This is a genomic window from Spirochaetia bacterium 38H-sp (assembly GCA_039023545.1).
Classification (GTDB): Bacteria; Spirochaetota; Spirochaetia; order Winmispirales; family Winmispiraceae; genus Rarispira; species Rarispira pelagica.
This window is the reverse complement of sequence record JBCHKQ010000003.1, coordinates 274,968-301,603: the sequence shown is the minus strand read 5'-3', so window position 1 is coordinate 301,603 and position 26,636 is coordinate 274,968. Positions and strand designations below refer to the sequence as shown.

Below are 26,636 nucleotides of genomic sequence, written 5' to 3'. Positions count from 1 at the left end.
GGTGCAGTTAAATATTATGCACCCGATCTTTCTTCTCGTCAAGAGGCTTTGTTAATGTCCTCGTTGATTGTGTGCGTAATATACCTGCAGGCGACATCTTTGTCAACACCTTTTTTCAAAAAATATTTTTATTTTGCCCTTATTTTATAACACATTGTTATATAAAAAATTATAACTACTCTGATTCTTTATTCTCCTGAGTGGAGCTTTTTTCTTTATTTCCCTGGCTTTCTTCTTTTTTTCCAAGAGCATCACGTTCTTCTTGTTTTTTATCTATTGCAGCCTTGAGGTTCTTAATTTCTTCCAACAGAGGTACCAAATCAGGAGTTCTTGCGCTAACAGAGCCCTTGCCCTGTTCTACCAGCAAGTCATACACCTCTGCACCAAGAAGTGCTATTTTTTTGTTTACCTGCTGTTCCAACTTAAATATCTCTACATTAAGTACGCTTTTTTCTGTTGCTTCTTTTGTCTTATCTTTTACCTGAGTGAAGAACTCCGCAGAGGCTTCTGCACTTTTTTCTATTATCTGGTTAAGCTTTTCTTTGAAACTCATTATTTCCTCCTAATATAATTTATTAATCTGTTTAATACTTTTCAAGTAAAATATTTTATCTTGAAGATTTTTTATCATTTTGATAAAAATGTTTATCCACTGTTTTTACAAGGAGTAAAATGATGAGACTTGTTTTTCTCGGACCTCCGGGAGCCGGTAAAGGGACAATAGCAGCTATTGTGAGCAAAGACCTAGGGATTCCTCACATTTCTACAGGAGATCTTTTTAGAGAAGCTATAAAGAATAAAACAGAACTGGGCAAGAAGGTGGAATCCATTCTTGCAAGTGGAGAGCTTGTACCGGATAAGCTTACAATAGCTCTGGTAAAAGACAGACTCTCCAAGGAAGATGCTAAAGAGGGTTTTATTCTTGACGGTTTCCCAAGAACAATCGTCCAAGCTGACGGGCTGGCTGAGTTTTCTTCTCTTGATTATGTTGTCAACTTTGATATTTCCGATGAGGCAGTGATAAAAAGGCTCTCTGGAAGAAGGGTGTGCCCTTCTACAGGAAGGGTATACCATATCGAGTATAATCCCCCCAAGGTGGAAGGCAAAGATGATGAAACAGGGGAAGATCTTATAATAAGGCCTGATGATCAGCCAGAAGCAATAAAGAACAGACTGGAGGTATATAAAAAGCAGACAGCACCTCTTATTGCTTACTATACAGAGAAGGGGCTTATTAAGAATATTCCTGCCAATATGGCAATTGAAGATGTAGCCAAGGCTGTAAAAGAGGCCATAGTATCTTGATTGATATTATTATTGTGATTATTTAGAAGCAGAGGATAATATTTCCTCTGCTTCTTTTTTTGCAAGTAAGAGAGGTGAGTTCAAAAGTTGCTGTATTTTTTTTTGATTATCATAGCCTTTTTCCATCGCGGATTTTAGATCCTCCAGCCCCTGCTTTGTCTCTCCGGTATAGAGAAGATGCATTCTGGCTCTGTCAAACAGTGCTTCCCTGTTCTCTTTATCTGTAGCAATGATTATGTTGAGAAGTGATACTGCATCCGCATATTTTTCTTTTTTTTCATAGGTGTATACAAGAAGGAATAGAAGTTTTGTGTTGCTCTGGTCCGCTCTTGCAGCTTCTTCTGCCAACATGAGGGCATCTGTGTCATCGGGATTATTTTTTAAGTTTAAATAGGCATACAGTACTTTTATTTTTTTTTCATCCTGTTTGATTGTGTATGCTTTTTCTGAGTATTCCAGAGCTTTTTTTTCTCTCCCCTGCTCTGCAAGAAATACTGCCATGTTATGATATAGTTTTTCGTCATAAGGGGATATTTCTATGGCTTTTATATAATATTCTTCTGCTTTCTCATAATTTTTTTTGCTTGCCTCCAAGTAACCTAGGACAGAGAGCACCTTTATATTGTTTTTGTCTTTTTCTTCCAGTTGTTTCAGAAGCTTTTCTGCTTCCTGATATTGTTGTGTATGAATGTATGCCATTGCCAGATTGTAATATAGCCTTTCTGTGTTACTTTTATATTTTTCTGCCTTTTTATAATATTCTATAGCCTGCTCGTAATCGCCATCGTTGTAGTAAGAATTACCAAGTGAAAAATAGGCTTCTGCGATTTCTTTTGGCGGGCTTGTGCAGGAAAATAAAGAGATAAATGCAAAAAAAAGCAGGGGGAGTGTTTTTTTCATTGTTTAAGGTTAGCAGTATTTTTACTGCAAGTCAATTTCTACTTGTTTTTTGTATGCATTCACTCTATCTTATTATAAGAAAATATATATGGAGGGTTTATGAGTTTTAAAAGGATTGCTCTTATTATGGTCTTGGTATTGATTCTGTCAGGTATGAGTATAAGTGCTTTTGGTATTGGTATTGCAGCGGGTCTTGAGCCTTTGGGTGGGTTGCCCGGGAGTAATATGCTGCTTTCCATAAAGCCTGATGGTTCTCCTCTTTTGTGGGGGGTGGGTTTTACCTTTGGAGAGAATCTGGTTTCTCTGGGGATTACTGGTGATTACTGGTTTGCCAACGAGCCTCTTATAGGGTTTCTCAATTATTACATTGGTCTTGGTTTTTATTTTGGCTACACTAATGTTAATGACAGTAATAGTGTCCAGCTTGGAGGGAGGATTCCTATTGGTCTCAATGTGTTCCCAGTCTCTCCTCTTGAGCTGTTTCTGGAGATTACACCTACTCTTACTCAGGTTATATCAGATCCTTTTGTTTTTCCTAATTTTTCTTTTGGTCTTCAGGGAGCTATAGGGCTAAGGCTCTGGAGTAGATAAGAGGTCTGTTAGATATAAAAAGCGGATACCGTTTATGGTATCCGCGTTCGGTTTACTTAATTTATAAAAAAATTGCTGCCGAACAGGTCGGCAGCAAAGGCGTCTCCTAGGGGATTCGAACCCCTGTTACAGGGATGAAAACCCTGTGTCCTAACCCCTAGACGAAGGAGACGTATGAGCCGCACAGGGTTCGAACCTGTGACCCACGCCTTAAAAGGGCGTTGCTCTACCTGCTGAGCTAGCGGCCCACACAATGTGCTAGGACTATACAAAAAACAGGGCACTGTGTCAAGGTCTTTTTATAATCTTATATTTAGATTTATGCTTATTCCGGAGCATGGTCTGTCTCCAGGATTGATGCCTCTTTCCACTGTATAACTTGCCAGATCTATGGCCACATACCGCAGGTCAAATCCTAATCCCCATGTGAGGTATCCCGAGTTGATGCCTGCTCTTAGGAATACGGAGTTAAGCAGCTTGAGCTCCGTACCCAGATGAAGTCTTGTGAGCCAACTTTGGGTAGTGTATACGGAAGGGTCTGTCCAACCAAAGGGGTCTGCTATTTCTACGGTAAGTGTCGGATCAAATAATAGGGCGAGTTCTTTTAAATCAGGATGCCAGCTTATCCCTAGTCTTACGGACATGGGAACGATGTACAGATCTGAGAGCGCATCTCCTCCCTGTGGTACGCTAAAAAGAAAAAAGGATGAGAATGCCTGATTGAATGTGTTTCTGGTATAATATAGCCTTGTGTTTCCTATGTCCCTGAGAACAGCTCCCAATATAAGGCTGTCTGCAATTCTTGCTCTTATGCCTATGTCCAAAGCAAGTCCGTATCCTGTAAGTGTGTTTTTTTGCTCTCCAAAAGGTGTAGATGCTCCAAGCTCTCCCATCCCAAGCATGCTTACCAAAAGTTGTCCAGAGGATTCTGCATCCAGGGCTGTATAAGCTCTTATGAATGGTCTTACATCTGCTCCGGCTGTAATTTTTGCTCCCCACAGGTTTAACTCACCTGCTCCTCCCACAATTATTGTATACTCTCCTGCTATTACTCCTTCTATACCCAAAGGAAAGCTTTTGCCATAAAGGTAACTATCCGTAACAAGCGAAAGTCCTATACCAATCCCCTTGCCGGTATAGCCAAATCCTGCTGATAAACCTGCGCCTATACCATTGCTGGTTGCCTGTAAGGAAACCGCATCGGTAAGAGATGCTCCTGCAGAGGGATCAAGAAAGGGCAGAATTGTTGCAAGCAAATACCGGGGAGCAATATGAAACCACATGGAGGTGTCAAGGATGGTTATAAGTGCTTTATCAGAATAGAAACTTGCCGGATTGGAAAACATAGAGGCAAAGGAATTATCTGTAACAGTACCGGAGAAACCCTGAGCCGCGTATTTGGAAGTAAAAGGCAAAAGTGGCTGTTCTAATATTGTATCTGCAAAGAGGCCATCAACTGAGGCAACAAAAAGAACAACCAGCCAAAAGCGTCTGCCTATCATCAGGCCCCTCCTACAAGAAAATCAAGACCAACTGCACTTAATATAGCATAGAGAGGGTCTGTTATGACAGTATGAGATAGAGCCGGTGTTACTGCAGAATATGTGGAATATGAAGATGAGATATAAGCGGACCATAAGGCATCTTTTTCTGTTGTATCCAAAGAGCTATCGGAAGAGGTATCCGCACTTTCCAGGAAGAAAGTAGACATTATGGCATTCTGCGCAACCTCTCCAAGCGGATAGGGTGAAGGCCAGGTTTTACCTGTAGTATCCACAAGACTTCCTACGATATTGTATGCGGAAGCAGCTGTCTCAAGAGCATCGGCGCATTCTACAAACTCAGCTTTATCGGAAAAAGGAATACCGGATAATGCTGTTTGTAAAAAAGACTCTCCGGTCATGGTTGCCATAGACTCAGAAGACATTACAGTCAAAAAGCGGTTGACAACAAGAGCTGCCTTAGTCGTATAAATCTTAGCATAGGATAGAAGCACCCCTGCTCTCTGTTTCTCGTTGTCTGTACCGGAGGCAAGAACACCGCTGAGATAAGAAACAAGGCGAGACATCTCATCATCATCGGATGCAAGATAAGAAAGAGTCCTCTCGGAAGCAAGATATTCCTCCAGAGAAGAAAGTCCGCCTCTCTTTATAACCTCATCCACAGTATCAACAGGCACAAGAGGAGAAAAGAGATTGGAACATGAGACAAAGAGAAAAATAAGCAATATAGAAGAAGCAAAAAAGTGTCTCAACACAAAACTCCAAAAAATAAAAAATCTCCAGTGCAATTTACAATATAAAGCAAAATTTATGTTTTTTCAAACCCAAAAATACCGAACGTCGGATCTGCTCCCGACAGGGATTCTTGTTATTCTCCCACCCGGAGGCAGCACGGACCGCACAGGCGGGGCGTGCGTTCGGTATAAAAATAGGCGCAGCTCCTCCTGCCTGCGGCACGTATAGGAGGCAGGCAAACTATAGTTTTTATCAAATCTATTAGTGATTAGAGATTTAAAACTATATAACAATTTAAAATAAATACGAAATAGGCAGAATAGCAATGGAATAAGTGCTTGCTCCAGCTTTATGCCGGAACAAGCATATCAAGATATAAGAGCAACTCTACATCTTGCTTAGAAAAACATCATCGATATAAAAATCAAGAGTGGCATCCTCGGCTTCCACATACAGAACAAACTCGGAAACATCTTTGCGGGGAACAGAATAATCCCCGGAAAGTTCCACCCATTCTCCTGATGGAACAGAAATTTCGGCAACTCTATCCCAATTTTTATCTCCCTTATACGTTCTTTCTACGGTTAGGTACATGTTTTTTGACTCTCCGGAGTTTTGATAAACCCATACAGAAAAATGATAGTTTTTGCCAGAAGCGATAAGAGATAAAAGATCGGCTTGAACGCCGTTCCAATTCTGAGTACGGCCGGAGACATAGACAGAAAAAGAACCGCTATGAGCAAATGCATTGGAAACCTCAACACTCACACCTTCTCCCCTTGCTACCCAAGGCTCCAATTGCGAGTCCTCAAAGTCATTGGAAGAAATTACAACAGCTGTTTTGTCCTCAGGTTCTTCCACAGCAGCAGGTGCAGAAGAACAAGAGGCAAAAGAAAAAGATATTAAAACAAAGATAACAAAAACACTTATTACTCCATATTTCATAACAGACTCCTTATATTTTTACTGTCTAAGATACTTTAAGCGGGATTGGGATACTCTCCAATCCCGCTTTTACTTTTAGTTCTCTAAAATACTAAAATCATCAAGATAAAAAGCTTCTGATGTAGGCCCCTCTATATAGATATCCTTCATAGTTCCTTTGGAAGAGGGGAAGGTATAATCCCCTTCTACCTTTGTCCACACACCACTTTGTACCGTCTGTTGATATATAATGGAGTCGTACTGATCACTACTGCCGTCATTATACTTTAAGCTCAAATTATAATTCTGGTCTGAACCTGTTTCCTGATAAAGCCAAAATACAAAATGATAAGACTTATCAGGACTAAGTTTTGAGTCTATACCATAGTACCACAAGGTTTCCCAACTCTGCGCCCCTATTGTTACCATTGCAGAATAAGAACCATCATGAACTTGAGAAGTAGAAACACTTGCTGTTCCTGTGCCATTTGCCTGCCAATCCTGAAGCGTTCCATCCTCAAAATCAGAAGATAGCACCGGAAGAGAAGATGAACCAGAATCATTATTGGTAGAAGCTCCAGAAGACGTTCCATTTACATCACAAGATACAAAAATACTAGCTACTACCAACACAAGAATAAAAAATTTCCTCATACATACCTCCCCAAAATATAATAAGCCCTAATACATAGGGTTTTTGGCATTAAGGATTTAAGGTGTATTTCTCCAGATGAAACCACCCTTGTCCTTTTAACAGCTCAGTACCGAGCTCTATTCCGACTATATACATGGAATTGCTAATCCAATTTTTACTTTTTACATAATTAATAAAATCTTTAAGATTTCCCCATGCCCGCAAGGTGGTATTTTTTCTTACAAAGCTTACAACAGGCCAAGTAGCGCCCCCAGAGGACATATAACCTCTATAGACATCCCAATAGCCACTCCAGAAATACACCTCTCCCTGCTTTGTCCCTATTGGTTGCTGGGAAATCCTCCATGGCCATATCATAATCTCCGCATCAGGCGAGGAAGGATTATCAGAATAAGACAGCCATATATCCCATGATAAGTTCATAATCTGGGATATAGAACCTTGATTACCATGAGAGGCATCCAAATCAACAAAGAAAGCTTTATTATCCCATACTCGTGAAGGCAAACCGAAAGAACCATAAGAGGTAAGCCAACCACCTGGCTGCCCATAATGCCAACCAGCTATAATGGTAGGATAACCTTTTACATGATAGCTATCTCCATCCCACTGGTACCAGAACTGTATTCTGTTGTTATCGGTCTTAACAATTGCCTGATATCCATAAGAGGCATATTGTCGTCCCCATTGATTGTTTAAAACAGCAAAACCATTCCAATAAAAGCTTTCTCCATGCCCCCAAAAGGAAGATGCTCTAGATAAAAGCAAATTTTCCTCTTGGGTATCTTTAACCAGAAAAAGATTCCCACACCCCCCAAACACAGAAGAAAAAAACACAATCGTAATTATAAAAAGATTTTTTTTCATAATTTACTCCTTCCGCCGGTTTATCAAGATTATAACATACAAATTCCACTTTCACAAAATACTTTATTAATAAACTTTAATAATTTATTTTATCAACAAACCGGTATTGGTCAGGTAGAAACCTGGAACCAAAAAGACCATGAACAAACAAGCTAAAAGAAGGATTAAAGTATAAACAAAGCATAAACTGCTATTATTAATTATCTCTTTAGACTTAGCAAAAGACATAGTCATAGCTATCAAGAAATTATAAAGACTACAACAGATATAAAACGTAAAACCATACCAAAGATTTTATAAAACAACCCAATACTGCTATCATAATAAAGCATCCAAAAAATATAAGGGCACAAAATGCGCTTAATAACAACGCTAATGGCTTTTGCCGTATTTCTGTCAGGATGCACAGCAAGACATATATGGGAAGGTAGTTGGTATAGAAACAAGCTTACTCGAGAAAGCAAAAATCATAATCACAGAGGAAACAAAGGAGAGTTTGTACTTTTCACTTATTGCGTTTCATGGCGCGCAGACTGGCAGCATAGAAGGGAATGCAAAATACAGGGCAACACTGCTTTGTAGGCAGAAACAAAGGACAGAAAAAAAGGATTCTTTCGCTCAAGCACATAGAAGATGGTATAGCAATCACAACAGAAAACTGCAACGGTTTTTATGGAGAAGATGGTGTTATCTTTGAGGATAAATACGAGTCAGTACAAATACCAGGCGACAGGCTTACAGAACAGCATCTGGAAAATATAACGGGAGATAAAAAGCTGCTAAAAGCAATAAAAAACACATGGGAAAAAAGAACTTTGAGGATTTTGTCTTTAGTCTGCACGTTATAACAAAAGGAAAATACGAGAATGCAACGATTATAAAAGGCTTTGTATCAGGTCTTCCAGACAATTTTACGGGTATACTCATGTTTACACAGGATGAGCAGTTTTGTTTGGTATGATAAGTTGAGGTTTAATAATTTTTCATCGGACGAACAAAACACAGGGAGACTGAGAGAACTGGTGAGGCATTGGAGGGACACGTACGTTCCATAAATGCCTGATGACCGACAAATAATCATATGTATCGTTACCCAGAACTGACAGTAGTAAAAATGCCGATTTATGGCTATAAAGATGTTAATATCATAAAGACGGCTTATAACCAAAGACAAGGGACTGTTACATGAAAAATAAGATAGAAAAACTCGCATATCTTACGATAGATGATGCTCCCGTAGAAAACATAGAAAGCAAATTGGATTTCCTTAAGATTTATAATATAAAGGCTATATGGTTCTGTACAGGCGAGTCAATAAAAAAATACCCGCACGAAGCAGTAAAAATCCTGGAGCAAGGCCATATAATAGGAAATCACAGCATGTCTCACGCCAATTTTGCAGAACTCTCCATAGAAAAAGCAAAAGAAGAAATATTGAGCACAGACAAATTAATAGAATCTGTTTACAAACAGGCCGGCATGCAAAGAAAAGCAAAATACTTCAGATTTCCTTATCTTAATAATGGAGACAATGAGGATTTTACAAAAACAGATTGGAACAATACACATGTTGCAGCAATACAAAAGATACTGCAGGAGGCAGGATACAATCAGAAGGGCATAAACGCTATAAATCACTTTTGGTACAAAGAATCGGGACTAGACAAAGCCTTTTCTGTTTCCTGCACCTATGACACCTTTGACTGGCAGATAGGAAACAAGAGTTACGAGCATTCCAGTCTCAAGGATGTGCTGGCCGCCATGACAGATAAAAAATCGATACAGTCAAGGACGCTTGGAGACATGCAAACAAGAGAGATAATCATGATGCATGCATGGACAAAAGACCCGGATTTTAAAAAGATATTGGAATCGCTTATGGCTATGGGAATAAAGTTTGTTTTTCCTGATCTTTAAAAACTCTCATACTGTTTCCATGCTTAATCACAAAATAAACTATACCGAACGTCGGGACTGCGCTTAAGCTGGCAGGACAGCTAGACAGACGCAGTCCCTCCTGCCTGCGGCAAACACCGGATATATGCCCAGCTGATATCCTGTATGATACCGTAATTATATTGCTTATGATGCTAGGTTTTGCACATCTTTTGAGATTTACTATACTGTTTTGCATGGCAGGACTAAATGCAATTTCTTCTGCCAGAGGCAGTGCGGGACGCCTATGCGTCACGCACGTTCGGTTTATATCATACCCTACTGTTCTTTGATTTCCCCAAGTACTGTTCTGGGCATTGACGGGTATGTGGCTTTTATTTTTACGGGAAAACTTGTCGCAGTGATGGTTTTGCTTTCTTTATAAGGGATTATGACCGTAAGATAGTTTTCTGATATACCACTTATGAATCGTTTGCCGTTTATTGTGATGTCGTCTTCTCTTATTATGCGCACAGTTGTATTTCTTTGGCTTTCCAGATAGTTTTGAGAGAGTTTTTTTATAAGCTGTCTAAGCTCTTTTTCTCTTTCTGCTGCAACTCTCTGGGGAATTTGCGGGGTAAAATTGTATGCTGCTGTGCCGGGACGCTGAGAGTAGCGGAAGATGTGAAGATCTGAGAAAGAGAGTTTTTCTACAAGAGATAAAGTGTCGGCAAAGTCACTATCCGTTTCCCCGGGGAAACCAACTATGACATCACCAGAAACAAATGGCTTCTCTTTTTTCTGCCTAAAGAGCTGCGCCAGCTGAGTTATATCTCGAGGCGTGTACCAGCGTTTCATGGCTCTAAGTATGCGCTCAGAGCCTGACTGAAGGGAGATATGAAAGTGTGGGCACAGTCTTGGGTGTTCCAAAGCTTGTATAAAACTGTCGCTTATTGCTTCGTTTTCAAAGGAAGAAAGCCTTATACGAATATTTTCTGTATTGGTAAATATTCTAAGCAGAAGTTTGCCCAGATCATATCCAGAGTGTCTGTACTGGGCTATGTTTACTCCGGTAAGTACTATTTCTTCCACACCACTCTTTTCCAGCTCTGTTATTCTTTGCAGAACTATGTCTGGCGACAGACTTACAGAGTCACCTCTTGCTATTGTTACACGACAGTATGAACAGCTGTGGCTGCAACCGTCCTGTATTTTTAAAAAAGCCCGAGTGTGAAAACGAGGGTTAGAAAAGACATAGGAAAATCTCTTGTCAAATGGTGGATATTCCGCATCCATAATAGCAGAGGACAGCCCAAGGCTTTGCTGCCCAGATACATGAGAAGATAAACCATTATATGACAGTTGGATATCTGACTTCTTTTGTACCATATGGTCATGAGGCTGTAAGTTATTTTTTGCAATAAGTTCTCTTATGATATCGGGCCCTATATCCTCATCCGGATACGATGCTATCTTCTCTGGAAGAGACATGAGTATATGTTTTTGAGAAAGAGGGAGTGCTATGACCTCCTCTGCCATCGAATCTACGGCTTCTTTATCAACCTGAGTATAGCAACCAGTAACTATAATCGGCTTTCCAGGATTTTCTCTCGCTATTTTCCTTATTATTCTTCTTGCTTTTTGCTCACTTTTACTTGTAACAGTACAGGTATTTATTATAAAGATATCACCTGTGTCTTCCTCGGGATACTCAGATACGGAGAAATCTTTATCAGAAAATGCCGCAGCTATTCCCTCTGTTTCATATTGATTAAGTTTGCATCCGAGAGTATAAAAAACTATTCTTTTTTGCATTGTATTTTGCTGTTTTTATCGGTTATTTAGCTCAGCAGTAACCCTGTCCACACCGTTTCTTGCATCGCTGTTACCCGGAGAGAGTTCCAATACTTTCTTATAAGCTGCCAGAGCCTCATTAAGCTGCTTGCTTTTTTCCCGTGCAAGACCTGCCCTTAGCCACCAGTATGATGATGCAGGTTTATAATATAATGCTGTTGTATAGGCTATATCCGCATGATAATACTCGCCCCAGCGATAATATATATCTCCCATATAAGCATATATCTCGGGGATATGTCGGCCAGAAGGCTGTATGACTATGTATTTTTTAAAATACTCCAATGCTTCTTTATAGAGCCCCAAGTAGTAGGAATTTTCTCCTGCATTCATAAGCAGTCTGTAATCATAGGGAGAAAACTCCAGTGCGGTCTTGGTATAATCAAGCGCTTCTTTATATCTGTCCACAGCAAGCAGAGCCCAGCCGAGAACTACATAGGAGTCCACTCTCCTTGGAGTCTCCTTAATCTCCTTAAGACATATGGAAATTGCCTCCGAGTACTTACCTTCTCTATAGAGCTTAAGTGCATCTTGTCCTTCCTGAGAAAAGGCAGAAAAGCCTATCATAAAAAAAAGCAGAATAGCTATAGATTTTCTCATGGCTGCCCCTTTTTCATACTGCATTTTCCATCAAGGACCGCTCCCTGCTGTACAATAAGACCGGAAGCCGTCACCTCCCCTTCTACAGAAGCACTGCTCATAAGCTCAAGAATATCTTGAGCTTTTATCTCTCCTGTAACCTTTCCCTTTATGTATGCAGAGTTGCATACCACAGAACCCTTTATAAAACCATCGTTATCTACAACGACATCTTGTCCGGAGAAAACACTGCCATCCACAGTACCTTTTATCCATATAGAACTTGAAGTCTCTATATCCCCCTCAAGATAGGCATCAGAAGCAAAAACAAGTTCACAACCAGTCTCTTCCAGCCTCTTTTCCAGAAATCTGGGCACAACAGGCCTCCCAAAACATATTTTATAATTATCTTATAGAAGACTTATCATCATAGTCAATACTTTTATTAATAGTGTCCAATACTTCATTGAGAGCTTTTACAAGACTCTGTCTCATCTCAGAAGTATGATAATTGTACTTTTGGAGGTCTACAAAAAGCTGAAAGGGGTCATTGCAGGTCTGTTCCCGGATTTCAAGAAGCTTCCTGTAGCCAAGAGTAGCTATGGGGGTATCCTTTAAATCAAGCCTATCCAGAAGTCTTCCTATAAAATGCGTAATACCCTGAGAATAAGCAGCCTCCCTATCGTGCTCCTCTGCAGACATTCTATGAACTCTTAATCCCATTTTTCTAAAGGCTTCCGACCAGAAGGCAATCGCATCATACGATGTCCTGATGGAAGGCGTTATCACAATTGGCAACCCATCTATCCCGTTGACAGCAGAATCAGGGCCAAACATAGGATGAGTACCAAGAATACCTATATCCTGTGGAAGCAGTTTTTCCAAAACACCCAGTGGGTACTCCTTTACACTACAAGTATCTATAACAAGACTGCCAGGACGTATCATATCACGCAAAGACACAACAGCAGATTCCACAGCAGAAATTGCCACACATAGAAAAATAGTATCACAGGTCCTAAAAAGCTCATCTTGAGAAACTATTTTATATGGAATATCAGCAAAGCTTCTTGGACTTCTGCTACTTGCATATACCTCAAAAAAATCAGAAAGAACCGTAGCCCAAAAAGCACCAAAACGTCCTAAACCATAAACACCAACAATCATACGCCAATACTACTGCATTTATAGTATTTTAAACAATACCCGCATATTTCATTTTTTTTCTTTCCACTATATAATAGCTTAAAACCATTTTAGGAGTTTTCCATGGATTTTGTAAATAAAATGCATAAAAAAGCACAAAAAAAAGCAGGAAGGCTTGTCCTCCCAGAAGGATTGGAAGAAAGAACAATAAAAGCTGCCAGAGAAATATTAGATAAAAAACTGGCATCAAGCGTAACACTACTTGGGAACCCGGATGAAATATCAGCTAAGGCCAAAGAACTAGCAGTAAAACTTGACGGAATAACACTAATCAGTCCCGGTATCCCAGACGAGCTTGAGCCATTTGCAGAAGAATACTATCAACTTAGAAAGCACAAGGGACTAACAAAAGATGAAGCATTGGAAACAATAAGAGAACCCCTCAACTGGGGAGCCATGATGGTAAGGCTGGGCAAAGCGGATGCGATGGTAGCAGGAGCAGAAAACTCTACGGGTAACGTTTTGAGAGCAGCCCTCACAATAATCAAGACAAAACCAGGAAGCAAATACGCATCATCATGCTTTGTCATGAAGATGCAGGATGAAAAATGGGGAGTAGACGGACACATGATATTTGCAGACTGTGCAACAATTCCCGACCCAAGCCCTGAACAACTTGCAGAGATAGCAATAGCATCCGCAACATCCTGTAAAAACTTTCTGGAAGCAGAACCATATGTTGCACTACTGTCATTTTCTACAAAAGGCTCAGCAAAACACCCGCTTGTAGACAAGGTAAAAGAGGCACTTGATATCATAAGGCAGAAAGCACCTGAGCTAAAAGCAGACGGAGAACTACAGGCAGACGCTGCGATAATCCCCTCTGTAGCCGAAAAAAAAGCTCCAGCCTCTGATATAGCAGGAAGAGCCAACGTACTAGTATTTCCCGACCTAAATGCAGGCAACATAGGCTATAAGCTTGTACAAAGACTAGCAGGAGCAGAAGCATACGGCCCATTCTTGCAGGGATTTGCAAAACCTGTAAGCGACCTCTCCAGAGGCTGCTCGGTAGAAGACATAGTCAACACAGCCGCAGCCACACTTGCACAGGACTGAGGAGAAAGAAAATGAACGTTGCAATAATTGGCTACGGCCAAATGGGAAAAGAAGTAGAAAAAATACTAGTGCAGAGAGGACATAAAGTCACAGTAAGAATAGACCCGCATACAGAAGCCGACTATCCGACACTTTCTGCCGAAATGCTCTCCGACACTGACGCTGCAATAGAATTTTCCCATGCAGTATCCGTATTTGACAATGCAAAAATATACGCAGAAACAAAAACCCCAGCAGTAGTAGGAACCACAGGCTGGACAGATAAGATAGAAGAAGTAAAAAAAATAATAGCAAACAATACAGCATACCTATGGGGCTCCAACTTCTCCATAGGCGCACATATATTCTTCTCAATAGCAGCATATACTGCAAAACTAATAGAAAATTTCGAAGAATATGACATAATGGCATATGAGCTGCATCATAAAAGGAAAAAAGACAGCCCCTCTGGGACAGCCCTCACACTTGCAGAAAAAATACTCACAAACAACACAAGAAAAACAACAATAGTAACAGACAAACTAGACAGAGCACCTCAGCCACAAGAACTCCACGTAGCATCCGTAAGAGGAGGAGAAATCCCCGGCACCCACACAGTGATATGCGACTCGCAAGCAGACAGCATAGAAATAACACACAGAGCAAGAAACAGAAGCGGATTTGCACTTGGAGCAGTAAGAGCAGCAGAATGGCTGGCAGACAAAAAAGGATTCTTTACAGTGGACGACTTTATATCCGACATACTAGGAGGAATAAGATGACAATAAAACCCGGCGTATATACAGCGTTAATAACCCCATTCAACCAGGACGGTACAATAGATTACGGAGCACTCAGAGAACTTGTAGAATTTCAGATACAGGAAGGAATAACAGGGCTGGTACCGGTAGGCACAACAGGAGAAAGCCCCACTGTAAGCCACGAAGAGAACCTGAAAATCATAGAAGAAGTTGTAAAGCAGGCAGCAGGAAGAGTCCCCATAATAGCCGGGACAGGCTCCAACTGCACACAAGAAGCAATTGACATGACAAAACGCGCAAAAGACATAGGTGCTGATGCAAGCCTGCAAGTTGCACCATATTACAACAAACCCAACCAAGAAGGCTTCTACAAACACTTTACAAGCATAGCAGACACCTGCCAGCTTCCCATAGTAATCTACAACATCCCAGGCAGAACAGGAAAAAACATAGAAACAAACACTATATTAAAACTCGCCAGTCATCCCAACATCGTCGCAGTAAAAGAAGCAAGTGGAAACCTTAGCCAGATAATGGACATAATAAGAGAAGCACCCGCAGACTTCACAATCCTATCAGGAGACGACAACATAACATACCCATTTATAACACTCGGCGGACATGGTGTAATCTCTGTTGCCAGCAACCTCATCCCCGGCACAATGACAAAATTTATCTCGGCAGCCCTTGCAGGCGACATAAAAACAGCAAAAGCAGAACACTACAGACTCCTCCCCCTCTTTAAGAACCTATTCATAGACACAAACCCAATACCCATAAAATTTGCAATGAGCCTGTTAAAAAACCTCAACATCAGAGAAACCTACAGACTCCCGCTCTGTCCCCTCAGTCAGGAAAAAAAAGAAACAGTAAAAAACACACTAAAAGAATTAAAAATAATATAAACCGAACGGCAGACCTGCAAAAGCAGGTCTGCCTGCCTGAGGCAAAGAGAAAACAAACATATAAAAACTCCCAAACTCAAGCCCCCAACAACTTCCACATATTCAAAAAAACATCCGGTTCAATGACCTCTGCCCTCAAAGAGCCATCAAGCCCTACATCATCAAGAAAAGAATCCACCTCAGAAGCAGTTTTAAAATAAGGAAGAGCCTTGAGAACATTTCTAAGACTCTTACGCCTGTATGAAAAAAGTTCAAAAACAAACCTCACAAAACAACCAATCTCACTAGAGGAAACAGGAAGAACCTCTTTAGGAACAAGCTTTACAACAGAAGATACAACCCTTGGACGTGGCCAGAAAGCAGAAGCAGGCACATCAAAACAGAAAATACGCTCATAAAAAAAAGACATAACAAGAGACAAAGCACCATAAAACTCATCACCACGATCTGCCACAAACCTGCGAGCAACCTCCTTCTGAAACATAAACACAGAAGGAACAATACAAGCATTCTTTAGAAGCTCAAGAACAATAACAGTACCCACATTATACGGCAAATTACCCACAATAAAATCAGGCATCCCCCTATTAAATTCTCCCATCCAAGTCTTAAGAAAATCGCCCTCTATAATCCTGCAGGAAGGGAAAAGAGAAGACAAAATTTTTACAAACCCCCTATCGATCTCAAAAACGCACAAATCATCTATCTTATCTATAAGAAGAGAAGTAAGAGAACCTATCCCCGGACCTATCTCCCACACCCGCATATCGGGAGAAACCTCAATCACATCCGCAATTCTATGCCTAAACACAGAAGAAACAAGAAAATTCTGACCAAACCTCTTCTGCATAGAAAAGCCATAAGACTCAAGAAAAGAAGAAACAGAAGCAGGAGAATTATAATCTATCTTTTCAAATTCCATGAAAACGGATAATACCACAACAAAATAACAAAAGTAAGTATAGGCCATAAAGCAAGAAACACATATCCGAAACTTCCCTCAATAACAGGGAACAAGGAAAAAACATATACCAACTTCTCCAAAATAAAATACAAGAAACTAAGAACCCAATCAAAAACAACAGAAAACCAGGAAACAACAAAAGACAGCAATAACCTAGCAACAGAAAAAAACATAAAAAAAGTTATAACAGGAACAATAAAAATAGCAGAGACAGCCCCTGCCAAACTAAGCGCAGAAAAAACAATAATAACAACAGGAACAGTAGCCCAAAAAGCAGAAAACGAACAGGCAAAAACAGAAGAAATAAAACTCCCCACATATGGCCTTATCATTATAGAAAGAGGCCACGTAAACAAAACAATCCCCAGAACAGCAGAAAAAGAAAGAAGAGAACCGAGAGAATACATCTGAGACGGGAAAAAAACAGCCATAAACACTGCCGTAAAACCAAGAATATTTATAAGACGCATTCCCTTATATGAAAACAAAATAGTAAAAGCAAAAAACACAGAAGCCCTCAAAAGAGAAGGATAAGGCCCAGCAATAAAAACATATAAAAAGAGAAACAACGCAGAAATGGGACGAGCAATATATACAGGAAAGAAAACAGAAAAAAACAATAAACACAACAAAGAAATGATACCTACATGCAAACCAGACAATGCAAGGACATGCAAAGCTCCAGCCCTCTTAAATCCGTCATACATATAATCCAAAATATATGACCTGTCACCAAGAAAAAGCGCCATAAAAAGAGCAGAAATCTTAAAAGGCCATCTTTCTATCTCAGCCCTGATACTCCTAACAACATCCCCCCGTAATCTATAAAAAACGGAAGAGAATCCTAGAAATCGAGACCTGTCAGTGCTAAGATAACCCAAACCGCTATTGAAAGAGCTCTCAAAAACCTTAACATCCGCATCAACAATACTTTGCATAAAAAACGGCTTATCACTTATCATAAGCGCATAAAAATCCGCCGCGGCACTCCCTAAGTTTCTATCATAAACACGCTTTATTTTTACCTTTGTATTATACCTTCCTCTGTGAGAAAGCCTACTATCAGAAAGACAAACAACCCTTACTGACTTTATCCGCTCTTTGGGAAACCCCATCCAATTAGTAAAATCAGGCTTCTGAAAATACCCCGTAACAAATCCAGCAGAAACAGCAAAAAGGAGCAAAATAAACGGCAGCTTCCGATAAGCTCTAAATGACACAGTTCCAACAACAAAAAAACAAACAATGGTAAACAATAAAGCCACTTTAAGACTTACAGAAAGAACCAAGCCCCAGAAAAAAACAAAAAGGACAGAAAATAAAAAAGGTAAAAACCCTCTCAGCCGGATATAGCCAAGAGGGGAAAAAATAACATTATTCTTTGAGAGCTGACATTGCATCTCTTGCTGCATTTCTGATATTGGCAGGATAATTTAGAAAAGTAACATACAAAAGTGAATTATAGGCTTTTTTCCTTCCCAAACGCTTAAGAGCATCTATTGTTGCCAATGTAAGCTGTGTATCATAGTGAACACTTCTCTCGGTGTATGTGTTGATAAGATCAAGATATTTTATAAGCCTGTCAGCAGCAAGGTCACTGTCGGAGGAACCCAATATTGCTATAGCTTCTGCAAGAGAATTTCTTGTAGCGATACCCCTGTCATACTCAAGCACAGTAAGATTAAAATGATCTACCGCAGTCTTTGCATAATCAAACGACGGTGGATTCTGTACAAGGAAAGAAGCAATCTCATATCTCCACATGCTTATTTTCTTAACATCTGCAGGATTAGTCCTTGTATTCTTTACTGCCACATCCAGAGACTTAACAGCAACCTGCGTTTTTTGCTCTGTGGACAAAACATCCGACTCTATAAAAAACTTATATATAAGTTTCTTGGTCTCCAACCTTTCCTTTTCTATAGCAAGTCCTATCTGTTCTACGACATCCGTATTGAGAGAAAACATTGCCTTTATTACAAGGTCATTTGTGCTCAATGAGTACTGAGCAAGCAGGGTATCAAGAAGAGGCTTAAAGGAATCCGGATCTCCAACCTTACCCAGCATTATAACAACAGCCTCTATCTCCTGACGATTTCTCTCCACATCAGAAGCATACTTTCCTGTATTCTGCTCATCGAGCCAGGCATGGACAGACTCCAAAACTGGGTCTTTCTCCTTAAGAACAGCAGAAAGAGCATCAGCAGCACTAAGCCTAAATTCTGTCTTATCAACAAGCAAAAAGAGCTCCCATATGATCCTGGCAGAAGGAGCATAGGCTGTTTTTTTTGCCCCATCAATCGCAAGGATAGCTAGCCTGTTTAACTGACCATCAGTAAGAAGATCCTCCTGATGATTATAAACATAAGTGAGAGCATCTCCATAAAGAGGACCAAAATCATTTCTATCAAGCTCAAGTGCATTTGTAATTATCTGCACCTTAGTGGGCAAAGTAGCCTTCTCAAAATTCTGTCTGTAAAATGTAAGTTCCTGCGACTCGGAGGCAGTCTCCTGAGAAAAAACAGATAAAGCCCCCAATACAAGGAAAAGAACAGACATCAATATTCCAAATTTTTTCATCGTTATTCTCCTAATTTAAAATAGTAATCTCATATAAAAATATTTTCAACTCATGTTTTTTTGTCAGGCGGTGCTACTCCCGATTCTGGACCAAATATACCATAGACCCTGCTCAATATCTTGTTCTTGGTCTTCTGTGAGAGAGGAACACTTTGTATATGCAATACGGATCTATTGTTTGCCTTTTTAAAACTCACACCTTTTACAACACCAGGCATTACGATAATATCATCTCCCAAAACAAACTGCAGTTTTACAGCTATACCAGGTTTTGCTCTACCTCCTACGACAACAGCTGCGCCATCCTCGGAAACATCAATCAACTTACACTTAAAACCACCTGTTTTTTCCACATCCTCTGTTGCAGAAGAGACATTTTGTATAGGATAGAGCATTGCTGTAATATTGAGAGGTAATCTTACGGATTTTCTCTTCTGTGTTCTCTTAAGGTCATCGGAATGTTCTATATGCAATACAGCAAACTTCTTCTCCATATAATCACCAAGCACTCTGGACTCAAAAAAATAACCTGCATCCTCTTTGCGCCAAAAATACACATGTATGACCTTACCTGTCCAGTTAAGATCGCTTAGCTCCTTGTTGGGAGCTTGTGGGTGGGTTATTGCCATATATTTTCTCATATTTTCTATAACAGTACTGGTAAATATTGTACCTCTGTATTCCGGTATTATTATCCTGAGAATCTGTCCAGAATCTATCTCTCTAGATGATTTTATGCCAAGCCTATACTTGGGAAGGCTAAACTCCACCCGTTTTCTAAATTCAAAAAGCTTACCAAGATATTCTATGCTGTGAGGATGGTGCTCTATCCCTTTTTTTCTTTGCTTTAATATTGTATTGCCTATACAAGTGTTGAGTGCCTTCTCGGACCAGAAAAGGGAAGTAGGATTCTTGAGCTTATTTTCCAATGCAAGTTTTCTAAGAAGATTGAGCTCTCCAAGGGAGAATCCCGATTCTTTACCTTCTATGTAGAATTTGACCCAGGGGAAAGCAAAACCACCCATCTTAAGAAAAAAAATCAAAAAAAGAATAAGCGATATTCCAAGTACAATAAGAAAAATCAACATTCTTTACTCCACCACTCTGTTTCTACCATAAAAATCATAACACTTTATTGAAACATCTTTTTTTATCTGCTAACAAAGATACATGCAAAATAAAAACATATATCTTCTTTTTGCAGAATTCATTACGGTTACTTTAATCATACTTCTTGATGCATATATTTCGCAACTATATTTTACCAATAAACTACAATTTTCTTATATTACTCTATTAAATTTGCTTATAAAAGCGATTCCTTCTGCAGCTCTTATTCTTTTTCTGAGAATAGTCATGATAAGGTGGGGAGTAAGACCTTTCCAGTTATTTGCACCTGTGAAAGCCCCAGTTATTAAAATATTTGCTACTTTTGGCGGTATCCTTGCAATATTATTAGTTTGTGGGATATTTTTTTCTCTCGTATTAGAAAATACTAAAAATCCCGGAAATATTACAGGAATAAGTGAAATTGTGGATTTTTCCAATAAAGAGGCATTTTATGTTCTTATTCCCATTCTACTTATAGGAGCGTACTGGGAGGAACTCCTTTTTAGGTCATATATGATATCCAGACTCAGGTCAATGGGAGCGGATAACACAAGTGCTATATTTGTTTCTTCTACATTATTTGGTCTGGGCCATCTTTATGAGGGAGGGTTTGTGAGTTTTGTAGTAACTGCCAGCATAGGAGCTTTCCTAGGAAGGCAGTATCTCAAATATAAAAACATACACATTATCTCCATAGCTCACTTTCTTTATAATTTGTTTGTGATAGCAATTGCGCTGCTTTTACGTAATTATGTTTGACTTATATATTTTTAGATATTACTTGATTTTTTTTGTTATAAATATAATATTTTTATAATATTATATGTTTTATATTCTCTTGCGGAGGCAATATGAAAAAACTTTTTTTTATTATATTTGCAGTATTCCTTATCTTTTCCTGTTCGTCAGAGGATAAAAATACCGATTCTCAAGATAACAAGTCCAAGGTCGCAGAGGAAATACAGGATGTTCTAAACATAACTAAGGTATCAAAAGATACCTCCCTTGAGGACTATCTGAAAAATGCTGGTTTTGCAACTCCTGATAAACCTGTAAAGGCTCCAGATTTTATTGTAAAAGCATTGGATGGCAAGGATGTTTCTCTTTCGGATTATGAGGGAAAAGTGGTTTTTTTAAATTTCTGGGCAACTTGGTGTCCTCCGTGCAGAATGGAGATGCCTTGGATAGAAACAATGGTGCAAAAGATAAAAGGTCATGATGTTGTCTTCCTTGCTATTAATGTGCAGGAGGATAAAGATACAGTAAAGGCTTTTATAGAAGAAAATAATTATACTTTTCCTGTTTTGCTTGATACATCCGGGACTGTATCCGGTATCTATGGAGTGAGTGGTATTCCAACAACATATTTTATTGATAAAAAGGGTATGGTCAGAGGAAGATTGGTAGGAGCTCACAACTGGGATTCAGATCCCATATATAAGATTATAAAGAAGGCTCTGGAAGAATAGTATGAGCAACGCGAGTATTCTTCCTTTTTCTTTTATAGGTGGGATTTTATCTTTTTTATCGCCATGCATTTTGCCTATGGTTCCGGTGTATCTTTCTCTTCTATCAGGAGTATCTGTTAATGCTGTAGGGGACGAAAAGAAAAAGGTGGTCTTATCGTCTGTATGGTTTATACTTGGTTTTTCTATTGTGTTTGCTGTTCTTGGGCTGCTTTCTTCTGTATTGTTTTTTCTTGCTTCTGGTGTATGGATTAATTGGATTGCCGGTTCTCTTATTATTCTTTTTGGTTTACATACTATTTTTGATATTTTTCCTGCTCTCAATCTGGAAAAGAGGTTCTCTGTATCAGGTAAACCGGCAAGTGCAGCAGGGGCTTTTATCCTGGGGCTTGCCTTTGGTGCGGGATGGAGTCCATGTGTAGGGCCTATTCTTACAGGGATTCTTGCTCTTGCAGGGCAGTCTGGCAGTCTTGTTATGGGTTTTTCTGCTCTTATGCTGTATGCTTTGGGACTTGGTCTTCCTTTTATTCTTGTCGCTGTTTTCTTCTCAAGTGCAAAGGGTATTCTCGTTTTTTTTAAGCGACATGCTAAGTATGTCAAGGTTGTATCCGGCATTTTTCTTATTGCTGTGGGTTTGATAATTGCTTTTGGCAAAACTTTTGCTCTTAATGCTCTTTTTACAAGATGGTCGGGATATATTTTTTCTTTCTACTATGATGCTTATAACAGAAGTCCTGTGCTTGTTTCTGTTGTTTCTTCTGTTTTTTTTCTTTTTGTACCGGCTGTTTTGTTTGCAGTATCGGCTGTAAAAAGGATTAAAAAGGCAGCAAAGAATGCTTATGATTTTTCTTTTTATGTTATAAGCGGTTTTGCGTTTGTGTTTTTTATTGGTTTTATTCTTGCCGTAATAGGTGTGTGGGATTTTGTTTCTTCTATTTTATTTGTTTTGTCCGGTGGTGTCTCTTTATAAATTCATTAAGAATGTTTTTGTTATCCGATAAAAAAGGGCTGCCCACTGTTGTGGGCAGCCCGTTCGGTATAGTTTTGTTTTTATAGGTCTATGCTTATTTTTTTGATGGCCGGTGTTTTTTCCAGTGCGTCATATACTCCAAGAGAAAATAGTTTTTGTGTACGTTCTTTTATCAGTTGTGCGGGTTTTTTTGCTTTGAGTTGCTGGAGTGCAGATGAGAGTGTTTCTTTGATGTTGCTGGCTGTTGCATCTATGTCCGTATGTGCGCCTCCTTCTGGTTCTTCTATTATGCCATCGATAATGCCAAACTCAAGCAGATATGGTGCTGTGAGCTTCATGAGTTTTGCGGCTTCTTTTGCGCGGGATGCGTCTCTGAGAAGGATAGAGGCACAGCCTTCCGGGGATATTACAGAATAGATTGAGTTTCTAAGCATGTATACACGGTCTCCTACGCCTATACCCAGCGCTCCGCCGGATCCGCCTTCTCCTATGATTATGCATATTACAGGAACTTTTAATATGCTTAGTTCTTTGAGGTTTCTCGCTATGGCTTCGCCAATGCCTCTTTCTTCTGCTGTTATTCCAGGATAGGCGCCTGATGTGTCTATAAAGGTAAAAATGGGCCTGTTAAACTTTTCTGCTTGTTTTGCAAGTCTGAGGGCTTTTCTATAACCTTCCGGATGAGCCATTCCATAGTTTCTTTTTATGTTTTCTTTCATGTTCTGGCCTTTTTGGTGGCCTATTATGGTTACAGGGCTGCCTTCAAATATTGCAATGCCGCCTATGAGTGCGGGGTCATCTCCAAAGCATCTGTCGCCGTGGAGTTCCATAAAGTTTTCTGTTATGCGGCTTATATAGTCAAGTGTTGTAGGACGTTGTATGTGTCTTGCAAGTTCTACGCTTTTCCATATTTTTTCTTCTTCTGTTTTTGCTTCCTGTGGGGTTTCCAGCTTTTTGAGTATTGCTTCTAATTCTTCTGCAAGCTCGGGTTTTGTCTGAGAGAGCTCTGTTTTTATGTTGTTAATTTGCTCTTTTATCTTTTTTATGTCCGACATATTACAACCATCCTTTCTGAGATATGCTGTGGGTGTCTATGAGAAAAGCCAGTGTTGATCTCAGTTTGCTCCTATGCACCACAGCGTCCACAAACCCTTTTTCCTGCTGAAATGCGGCTCTCTGGAATCCCTCCGGGAGTTTCTGCTTGATTGTGCCTTCTATTACTCTAGGACCTGCAAAGCCTATAAGAGCGTTGGGTTCTGCAAGTATCACATCACCAAGCATTGCAAAAGAGGCTGTAACTCCGCCTGTAGTGGGATCTGTTAGAAGTATAAAAAGAGGTATGCCTTCTTTTTCCATAAGGGCTGCAGCATGGGAGGTTTTTGCCATCTGCATGAGGGAAAATATCCCCTCGTGCATTCTTGCTCCTCCAGATGCTGTTACCACCAATACAGGCAATCTTTGTTCTATTCCTCTCAACATTGCACGTGTTACTTTTTCTCCTACCACGGAGCCCATGCTTCCTCCTATAAAGGAGAAGCTCATTACAGACATGACAAGATCTCTGCCTTCTATTTTTGCGATTCCGTTTACAACAGCTTCGTTAAGACCGGTTTTTTCCATTGCTGATTTTATTTTATCCGCATAGCCCGGAAACCCAAGAGGGTCCTTGCTTCTTATATCAGAATCGGTTTCTTTAAAGCTGCCTTCATCTGCAAGGAAGTGTATCCTCTCCCATGCATTGAGTCTAAAGTGATGGTCACAGGTGGGACATACATATCGGGTTTCCGTAAGCTGCCAGGATTCCAGATGGGTCTGGCATACTGGACACTGGTGTTTTTTTTCTACAAAGCGTCTTGCGCTTATCCCCAGGTCAGTCTTGAGCTCCGGTCTATAAGCAGAGTTAACTCCTCCTAAGAGTTTTTTTAATGTATCAGAAAGGCTCACCTATCGCCTCCTTCTATCCTGTTGATAAAGTCAGTGCCAAAATCTCCGTTTCTAAAGAGAGGATGCGCTATTATCTTTTTCTGTTCTTCCGTATTGACCGCAACTCCGTCTATTTCAAGCTCATCCAATGCTCTTAACATTCTGGCTATTCCTTCTTCTCTGGTGTCAGCTTTAACAATTATCTTGGCAACCAAAGAATCATAGAAGGGAGAGACTTCTGCATTATTAAATAGGAAGCTGTCCACACGTGTATTAAAGCCGGAAGGTGCATAATATGATTTTACTTTTCCGGGCGATTTTGCATTAATTCTGCATTCCATAGCATAGCCTTTGAGGTCTATGTCATCCTGGGTGACGCTAAGTTTAGCTCCTCCCGCTGCAAGAATTTGCTCTCTTATTATATCAATTCCAGTTATCATCTCCGTTACGGGATGTTCTACCTGGACACGAGCATTTACTTCCATAAAATAAAAATTATCTCCCTCCACAAGAAACTCAACTGTTCCTGCTCCGACATATCCTATTTCTTTAAAAAGTCTTACGGCAGATTCCCCCATCCTCTTTCTCATTTCGTCAGAAACAACAGGAGAGGGGCTTTCTTCTATCAGCTTCTGATGGTTGCGCTGCACAGAGCAATCTCTCTCACCCAGATGTACAACATTGCCATGGGAATCAGCAAGAAGTTGTATCTCAACATGCCTGGGATTCTGAATATATTTTTCTATATAGAGTGTTCCATCAGAGAATGCGCTTTCTGCTTCCTGGGATGCTATTCTGAGAGTAGATTCTATATCCTCCTCTTTCCAGACTATTCTCATTCCCTTTCCACCCCCTCCGGAGGCAGCCTTAACTATAACAGGAAGTCCTATGTCTTTTACTATCTTTTTTGCCTCTTCTACATCGGATACAGCACCGTCACTTCCAGGTATAACAGGTACACCATATTTTTTTGCGGTATCTTTTGCCTGCACCTTATCTCCCAGCAGCCTTATGACCTCAGGAGATGGACCTACAAAAATAAGTCCTTCATTTATCACCCGCTCTGCAAAATCTGCTCTCTCGGCAAGGAAACCGACACCTGGATGTATTGCATCACAACCTGTAAGTACAGCAGCCGATATAAGATTGTTTTGATTGAGATAACTGTCTCTAGATGCAGGAGGACCTATGCAGACAGCCTCATCAGCCATTCTTACACCAAGAGAGTTTCTGTCAGCCTCCGAGTATACGGCAACAGCACGTATTCCCATCTCCTTGCATGTCCTGATAACCCTGACAGTAATCTCTCCACGGTTTGCAATAAGAAGAGATTTTATCATATCTTCTTTACCTCAAAAAGCGGTGTGCCATATTCTACCATCGTACCGTTCTCTACGAGAACCCTCACAATCTCCATGTCATATTCTGCCTCAAGCTCGTTCATTATCTTCATCGCTTCTATTATGCAAAGGGTATCGCCTTTTTTGACTTTCTGCCCCTCTTCTACAAAAGGAAGAGCATCGGGGGAAGGAGCTCTGTAAAATGTACCTACTATTGGAGAAGTAACTATCTCCGCACCAGCGGAAACTGTAGGATTTTCCGATACAGGCTGAGATACTTGCTGCTGATCAGCAGGCAAAACTGTCTGAGCATAGACTGCAGGAGCAGTAGACTGCGCAGGCAGAACAACTCCACCTTGAGGGTGTTTTTTGAGTTCAATAGAAAAATCACCGTCTTTTATCTTAATAACATCCAGATTACTTGCAGAAAATTTGTCCATAATCGTAAAAATATCATCCAGCTTCATGTTTTCCTCCATTTCCATTACTAAAAACACGCTACCACGATGATAACACTTAGTCAATCATTTTATCGGTCAATGGCCGAATTATACTTGTCTTAACAGCACAGATCAGATATACTGGAATA

29 protein-coding genes and 2 tRNA genes are annotated in these 26,636 nt (G+C 40.0%); 10 read left to right on the top strand and 21 right to left on the bottom strand.

Going from position 1 to position 26,636, the window contains the following annotated elements; all coding sequences use genetic code 11:
* Window positions 1–175: 175 nt before the first annotated feature.
* On the bottom strand, window positions 176–553 hold the full coding sequence (locus WKV44_08190; GenBank protein ID MEM5948522.1) for a hypothetical protein: 378 nt from the start codon (window positions 551–553) through the stop codon (window positions 176–178).
* A gap of 122 nt (window positions 554–675) precedes the next feature.
* On the opposite strand from WKV44_08190, the gene WKV44_08185 reads away from it, so the two are divergent.
* Window positions 676–1,305 (top strand): adenylate kinase, encoded by a 630-nt coding sequence (locus tag WKV44_08185; GenBank protein MEM5948521.1) that lies wholly within the window; start codon window positions 676–678, stop codon window positions 1,303–1,305.
* 18 nt (window positions 1,306–1,323) lie between these two features.
* On the opposite strand, the gene WKV44_08180 is transcribed toward WKV44_08185, so the two are convergent.
* Window positions 1,324–2,205, bottom strand: coding sequence for a tetratricopeptide repeat protein (locus tag WKV44_08180; protein ID MEM5948520.1), 882 nt, complete (start codon window positions 2,203–2,205; stop codon window positions 1,324–1,326).
* A 99-nt stretch (window positions 2,206–2,304) separates the two neighbouring features.
* Between WKV44_08180 and WKV44_08175 the strand changes: the two genes are divergently transcribed.
* On the top strand, window positions 2,305–2,796 hold the full coding sequence (locus WKV44_08175; protein ID MEM5948519.1) for a hypothetical protein: 492 nt from the start codon (window positions 2,305–2,307) through the stop codon (window positions 2,794–2,796).
* A gap of 100 nt (window positions 2,797–2,896) precedes the next feature.
* Here WKV44_08175 and WKV44_08170 read toward each other — a convergent pair.
* The 7 genes from WKV44_08170 to WKV44_08140 all read right to left on the bottom strand — a co-directional run bounded on the left by WKV44_08170 (window position 2,897) and on the right by WKV44_08140 (window position 7,479).
* A tRNA-Glu gene (locus WKV44_08170) sits at window positions 2,897–2,968 on the bottom strand.
* A 3-nt stretch (window positions 2,969–2,971) separates the two neighbouring features.
* Window positions 2,972–3,044 (bottom strand) — tRNA-Lys (locus tag WKV44_08165).
* Between the two features lie 51 nt (window positions 3,045–3,095).
* Window positions 3,096–4,298, bottom strand: coding sequence for a hypothetical protein (locus WKV44_08160; protein MEM5948518.1), 1,203 nt, complete (start codon window positions 4,296–4,298; stop codon window positions 3,096–3,098).
* Window positions 4,298–5,050 (bottom strand): hypothetical protein, encoded by a 753-nt coding sequence (locus WKV44_08155; protein ID MEM5948517.1) that lies wholly within the window; start codon window positions 5,048–5,050, stop codon window positions 4,298–4,300. Before WKV44_08155 ends, WKV44_08160 begins: the two co-directional genes overlap by 1 nt.
* 370 nt (window positions 5,051–5,420) lie before the next feature.
* Entirely contained in the window at window positions 5,421–5,978 is a 558-nt protein-coding gene (locus WKV44_08150; GenBank protein MEM5948516.1) for a carbohydrate binding domain-containing protein, read from the bottom strand.
* A 75-nt stretch (window positions 5,979–6,053) separates the two neighbouring features.
* Window positions 6,054–6,611 carry a carbohydrate binding domain-containing protein gene (locus WKV44_08145; protein MEM5948515.1) on the bottom strand — a complete coding sequence of 186 codons (558 nt, stop codon included), beginning with the start codon at window positions 6,609–6,611 and terminating at the stop codon, window positions 6,054–6,056.
* 49 nt (window positions 6,612–6,660) lie between these two features.
* Window positions 6,661–7,479, bottom strand: coding sequence for a hypothetical protein (locus WKV44_08140; GenBank protein ID MEM5948514.1), 819 nt, complete (start codon window positions 7,477–7,479; stop codon window positions 6,661–6,663).
* Between the two features lie 551 nt (window positions 7,480–8,030).
* On the opposite strand from WKV44_08140, the gene WKV44_08135 reads away from it, so the two are divergent.
* Complete coding sequence (locus WKV44_08135; GenBank protein ID MEM5948513.1) at window positions 8,031–8,327, top strand: hypothetical protein; 297 nt, start codon at window positions 8,031–8,033, stop codon at window positions 8,325–8,327.
* A gap of 337 nt (window positions 8,328–8,664) precedes the next feature.
* On the top strand, window positions 8,665–9,396 hold the full coding sequence (locus WKV44_08130; protein MEM5948512.1) for a polysaccharide deacetylase family protein: 732 nt from the start codon (window positions 8,665–8,667) through the stop codon (window positions 9,394–9,396).
* 297 nt (window positions 9,397–9,693) lie between these two features.
* Here the strand turns inward: WKV44_08130 and mtaB are convergent, their stop codons facing one another.
* The 4 genes from mtaB to WKV44_08110 are packed head-to-tail and all read right to left on the bottom strand — an operon-like array spanning window position 9,694 to window position 12,954.
* Window positions 9,694–11,169 (bottom strand): tRNA (N(6)-L-threonylcarbamoyladenosine(37)-C(2))-methylthiotransferase MtaB, encoded by a 1,476-nt coding sequence (gene mtaB / locus WKV44_08125; protein ID MEM5948511.1) that lies wholly within the window; start codon window positions 11,167–11,169, stop codon window positions 9,694–9,696.
* A gap of 15 nt (window positions 11,170–11,184) precedes the next feature.
* Complete coding sequence (locus tag WKV44_08120) at window positions 11,185–11,808, bottom strand: tetratricopeptide repeat protein (GenBank protein ID MEM5948510.1); 624 nt, start codon at window positions 11,806–11,808, stop codon at window positions 11,185–11,187.
* The gene (locus WKV44_08115) at window positions 11,805–12,164 is read right to left on the bottom strand and encodes a polymer-forming cytoskeletal protein (protein MEM5948509.1); all 360 of its coding nucleotides are present in this window, start codon (window positions 12,162–12,164) and stop codon (window positions 11,805–11,807) included. Before WKV44_08115 ends, WKV44_08120 begins: the two co-directional genes overlap by 4 nt.
* Window positions 12,165–12,192: 28 nt before the next feature.
* A complete protein-coding gene (locus WKV44_08110; GenBank protein MEM5948508.1) occupies window positions 12,193–12,954 on the bottom strand; it encodes a prephenate dehydrogenase/arogenate dehydrogenase family protein in 762 nt (253 codons plus the stop codon).
* 102 nt (window positions 12,955–13,056) lie between these two features.
* On the opposite strand from WKV44_08110, the gene pta reads away from it, so the two are divergent.
* From pta to dapA, 3 genes are read left to right on the top strand one after another with little or no spacing between them, the layout of a single operon-like run.
* Complete coding sequence (pta, locus tag WKV44_08105; GenBank protein MEM5948507.1) at window positions 13,057–14,049, top strand: phosphate acetyltransferase; 993 nt, start codon at window positions 13,057–13,059, stop codon at window positions 14,047–14,049.
* An 11-nt stretch (window positions 14,050–14,060) separates the two neighbouring features.
* Window positions 14,061–14,810, top strand: coding sequence for a 4-hydroxy-tetrahydrodipicolinate reductase (dapB, locus tag WKV44_08100; protein ID MEM5948506.1), 750 nt, complete (start codon window positions 14,061–14,063; stop codon window positions 14,808–14,810).
* A gap of 2 nt (window positions 14,811–14,812) precedes the next feature.
* Window positions 14,813–15,694, top strand: coding sequence for a 4-hydroxy-tetrahydrodipicolinate synthase (gene dapA / locus WKV44_08095; protein ID MEM5948505.1), 882 nt, complete (start codon window positions 14,813–14,815; stop codon window positions 15,692–15,694).
* A gap of 76 nt (window positions 15,695–15,770) precedes the next feature.
* Here dapA and rsmA read toward each other — a convergent pair whose 3' ends face one another.
* From rsmA to WKV44_08075, 4 genes are all read right to left on the bottom strand, one after another.
* Window positions 15,771–16,616 carry a 16S rRNA (adenine(1518)-N(6)/adenine(1519)-N(6))-dimethyltransferase RsmA gene (gene rsmA / locus WKV44_08090; GenBank protein MEM5948504.1) on the bottom strand — a complete coding sequence of 282 codons (846 nt, stop codon included), beginning with the start codon at window positions 16,614–16,616 and terminating at the stop codon, window positions 15,771–15,773.
* Complete coding sequence (locus WKV44_08085; GenBank protein MEM5948503.1) at window positions 16,598–17,842, bottom strand: ComEC/Rec2 family competence protein; 1,245 nt, start codon at window positions 17,840–17,842, stop codon at window positions 16,598–16,600. The genes rsmA and WKV44_08085 overlap by 19 nt, the downstream gene beginning before the upstream one ends.
* Window positions 17,843–18,032: 190 nt before the next feature.
* Complete coding sequence (locus tag WKV44_08080; protein ID MEM5948502.1) at window positions 18,033–19,238, bottom strand: hypothetical protein; 1,206 nt, start codon at window positions 19,236–19,238, stop codon at window positions 18,033–18,035.
* A gap of 50 nt (window positions 19,239–19,288) precedes the next feature.
* Complete coding sequence (locus tag WKV44_08075; protein MEM5948501.1) at window positions 19,289–20,326, bottom strand: PilZ domain-containing protein; 1,038 nt, start codon at window positions 20,324–20,326, stop codon at window positions 19,289–19,291.
* 82 nt (window positions 20,327–20,408) lie between these two features.
* Here WKV44_08075 and WKV44_08070 point away from each other — a divergent pair, with 82 nt between their 5' ends.
* From WKV44_08070 to WKV44_08060, 3 genes are all read left to right on the top strand, one after another.
* Complete coding sequence (locus WKV44_08070) at window positions 20,409–21,107, top strand: type II CAAX endopeptidase family protein (GenBank protein ID MEM5948500.1); 699 nt, start codon at window positions 20,409–20,411, stop codon at window positions 21,105–21,107.
* Window positions 21,108–21,199: 92 nt separating this feature from the next.
* A complete protein-coding gene (locus WKV44_08065) occupies window positions 21,200–21,817 on the top strand; it encodes a TlpA disulfide reductase family protein (GenBank protein MEM5948499.1) in 618 nt (205 codons plus the stop codon).
* 1 nt (window position 21,818) lies between these two features.
* On the top strand, window positions 21,819–22,784 hold the full coding sequence (locus tag WKV44_08060) for a cytochrome c biogenesis protein CcdA (protein MEM5948498.1): 966 nt from the start codon (window positions 21,819–21,821) through the stop codon (window positions 22,782–22,784).
* An 80-nt stretch (window positions 22,785–22,864) separates the two neighbouring features.
* Here WKV44_08060 and WKV44_08055 read toward each other — a convergent pair whose 3' ends face one another.
* The 4 genes from WKV44_08055 to accB are packed head-to-tail and all read right to left on the bottom strand — an operon-like array spanning window position 22,865 to window position 26,514.
* On the bottom strand, window positions 22,865–23,839 hold the full coding sequence (locus tag WKV44_08055) for an acetyl-CoA carboxylase carboxyltransferase subunit alpha (GenBank protein ID MEM5948497.1): 975 nt from the start codon (window positions 23,837–23,839) through the stop codon (window positions 22,865–22,867).
* 1 nt (window position 23,840) lies between these two features.
* Window positions 23,841–24,728: an acetyl-CoA carboxylase, carboxyltransferase subunit beta gene (gene accD, locus WKV44_08050; protein ID MEM5948496.1), complete on the bottom strand. Its 888-nt coding sequence runs from the start codon at window positions 24,726–24,728 to the stop codon at window positions 23,841–23,843.
* A complete protein-coding gene (gene accC, locus WKV44_08045; protein ID MEM5948495.1) occupies window positions 24,725–26,047 on the bottom strand; it encodes an acetyl-CoA carboxylase biotin carboxylase subunit in 1,323 nt (440 codons plus the stop codon). Before accC ends, accD begins: the two co-directional genes overlap by 4 nt.
* Window positions 26,044–26,514 (bottom strand): acetyl-CoA carboxylase biotin carboxyl carrier protein, encoded by a 471-nt coding sequence (accB, locus tag WKV44_08040; GenBank protein MEM5948494.1) that lies wholly within the window; start codon window positions 26,512–26,514, stop codon window positions 26,044–26,046. The genes accC and accB overlap by 4 nt, the downstream gene beginning before the upstream one ends.
* Window positions 26,515–26,636: the final 122 nt, after the last annotated feature.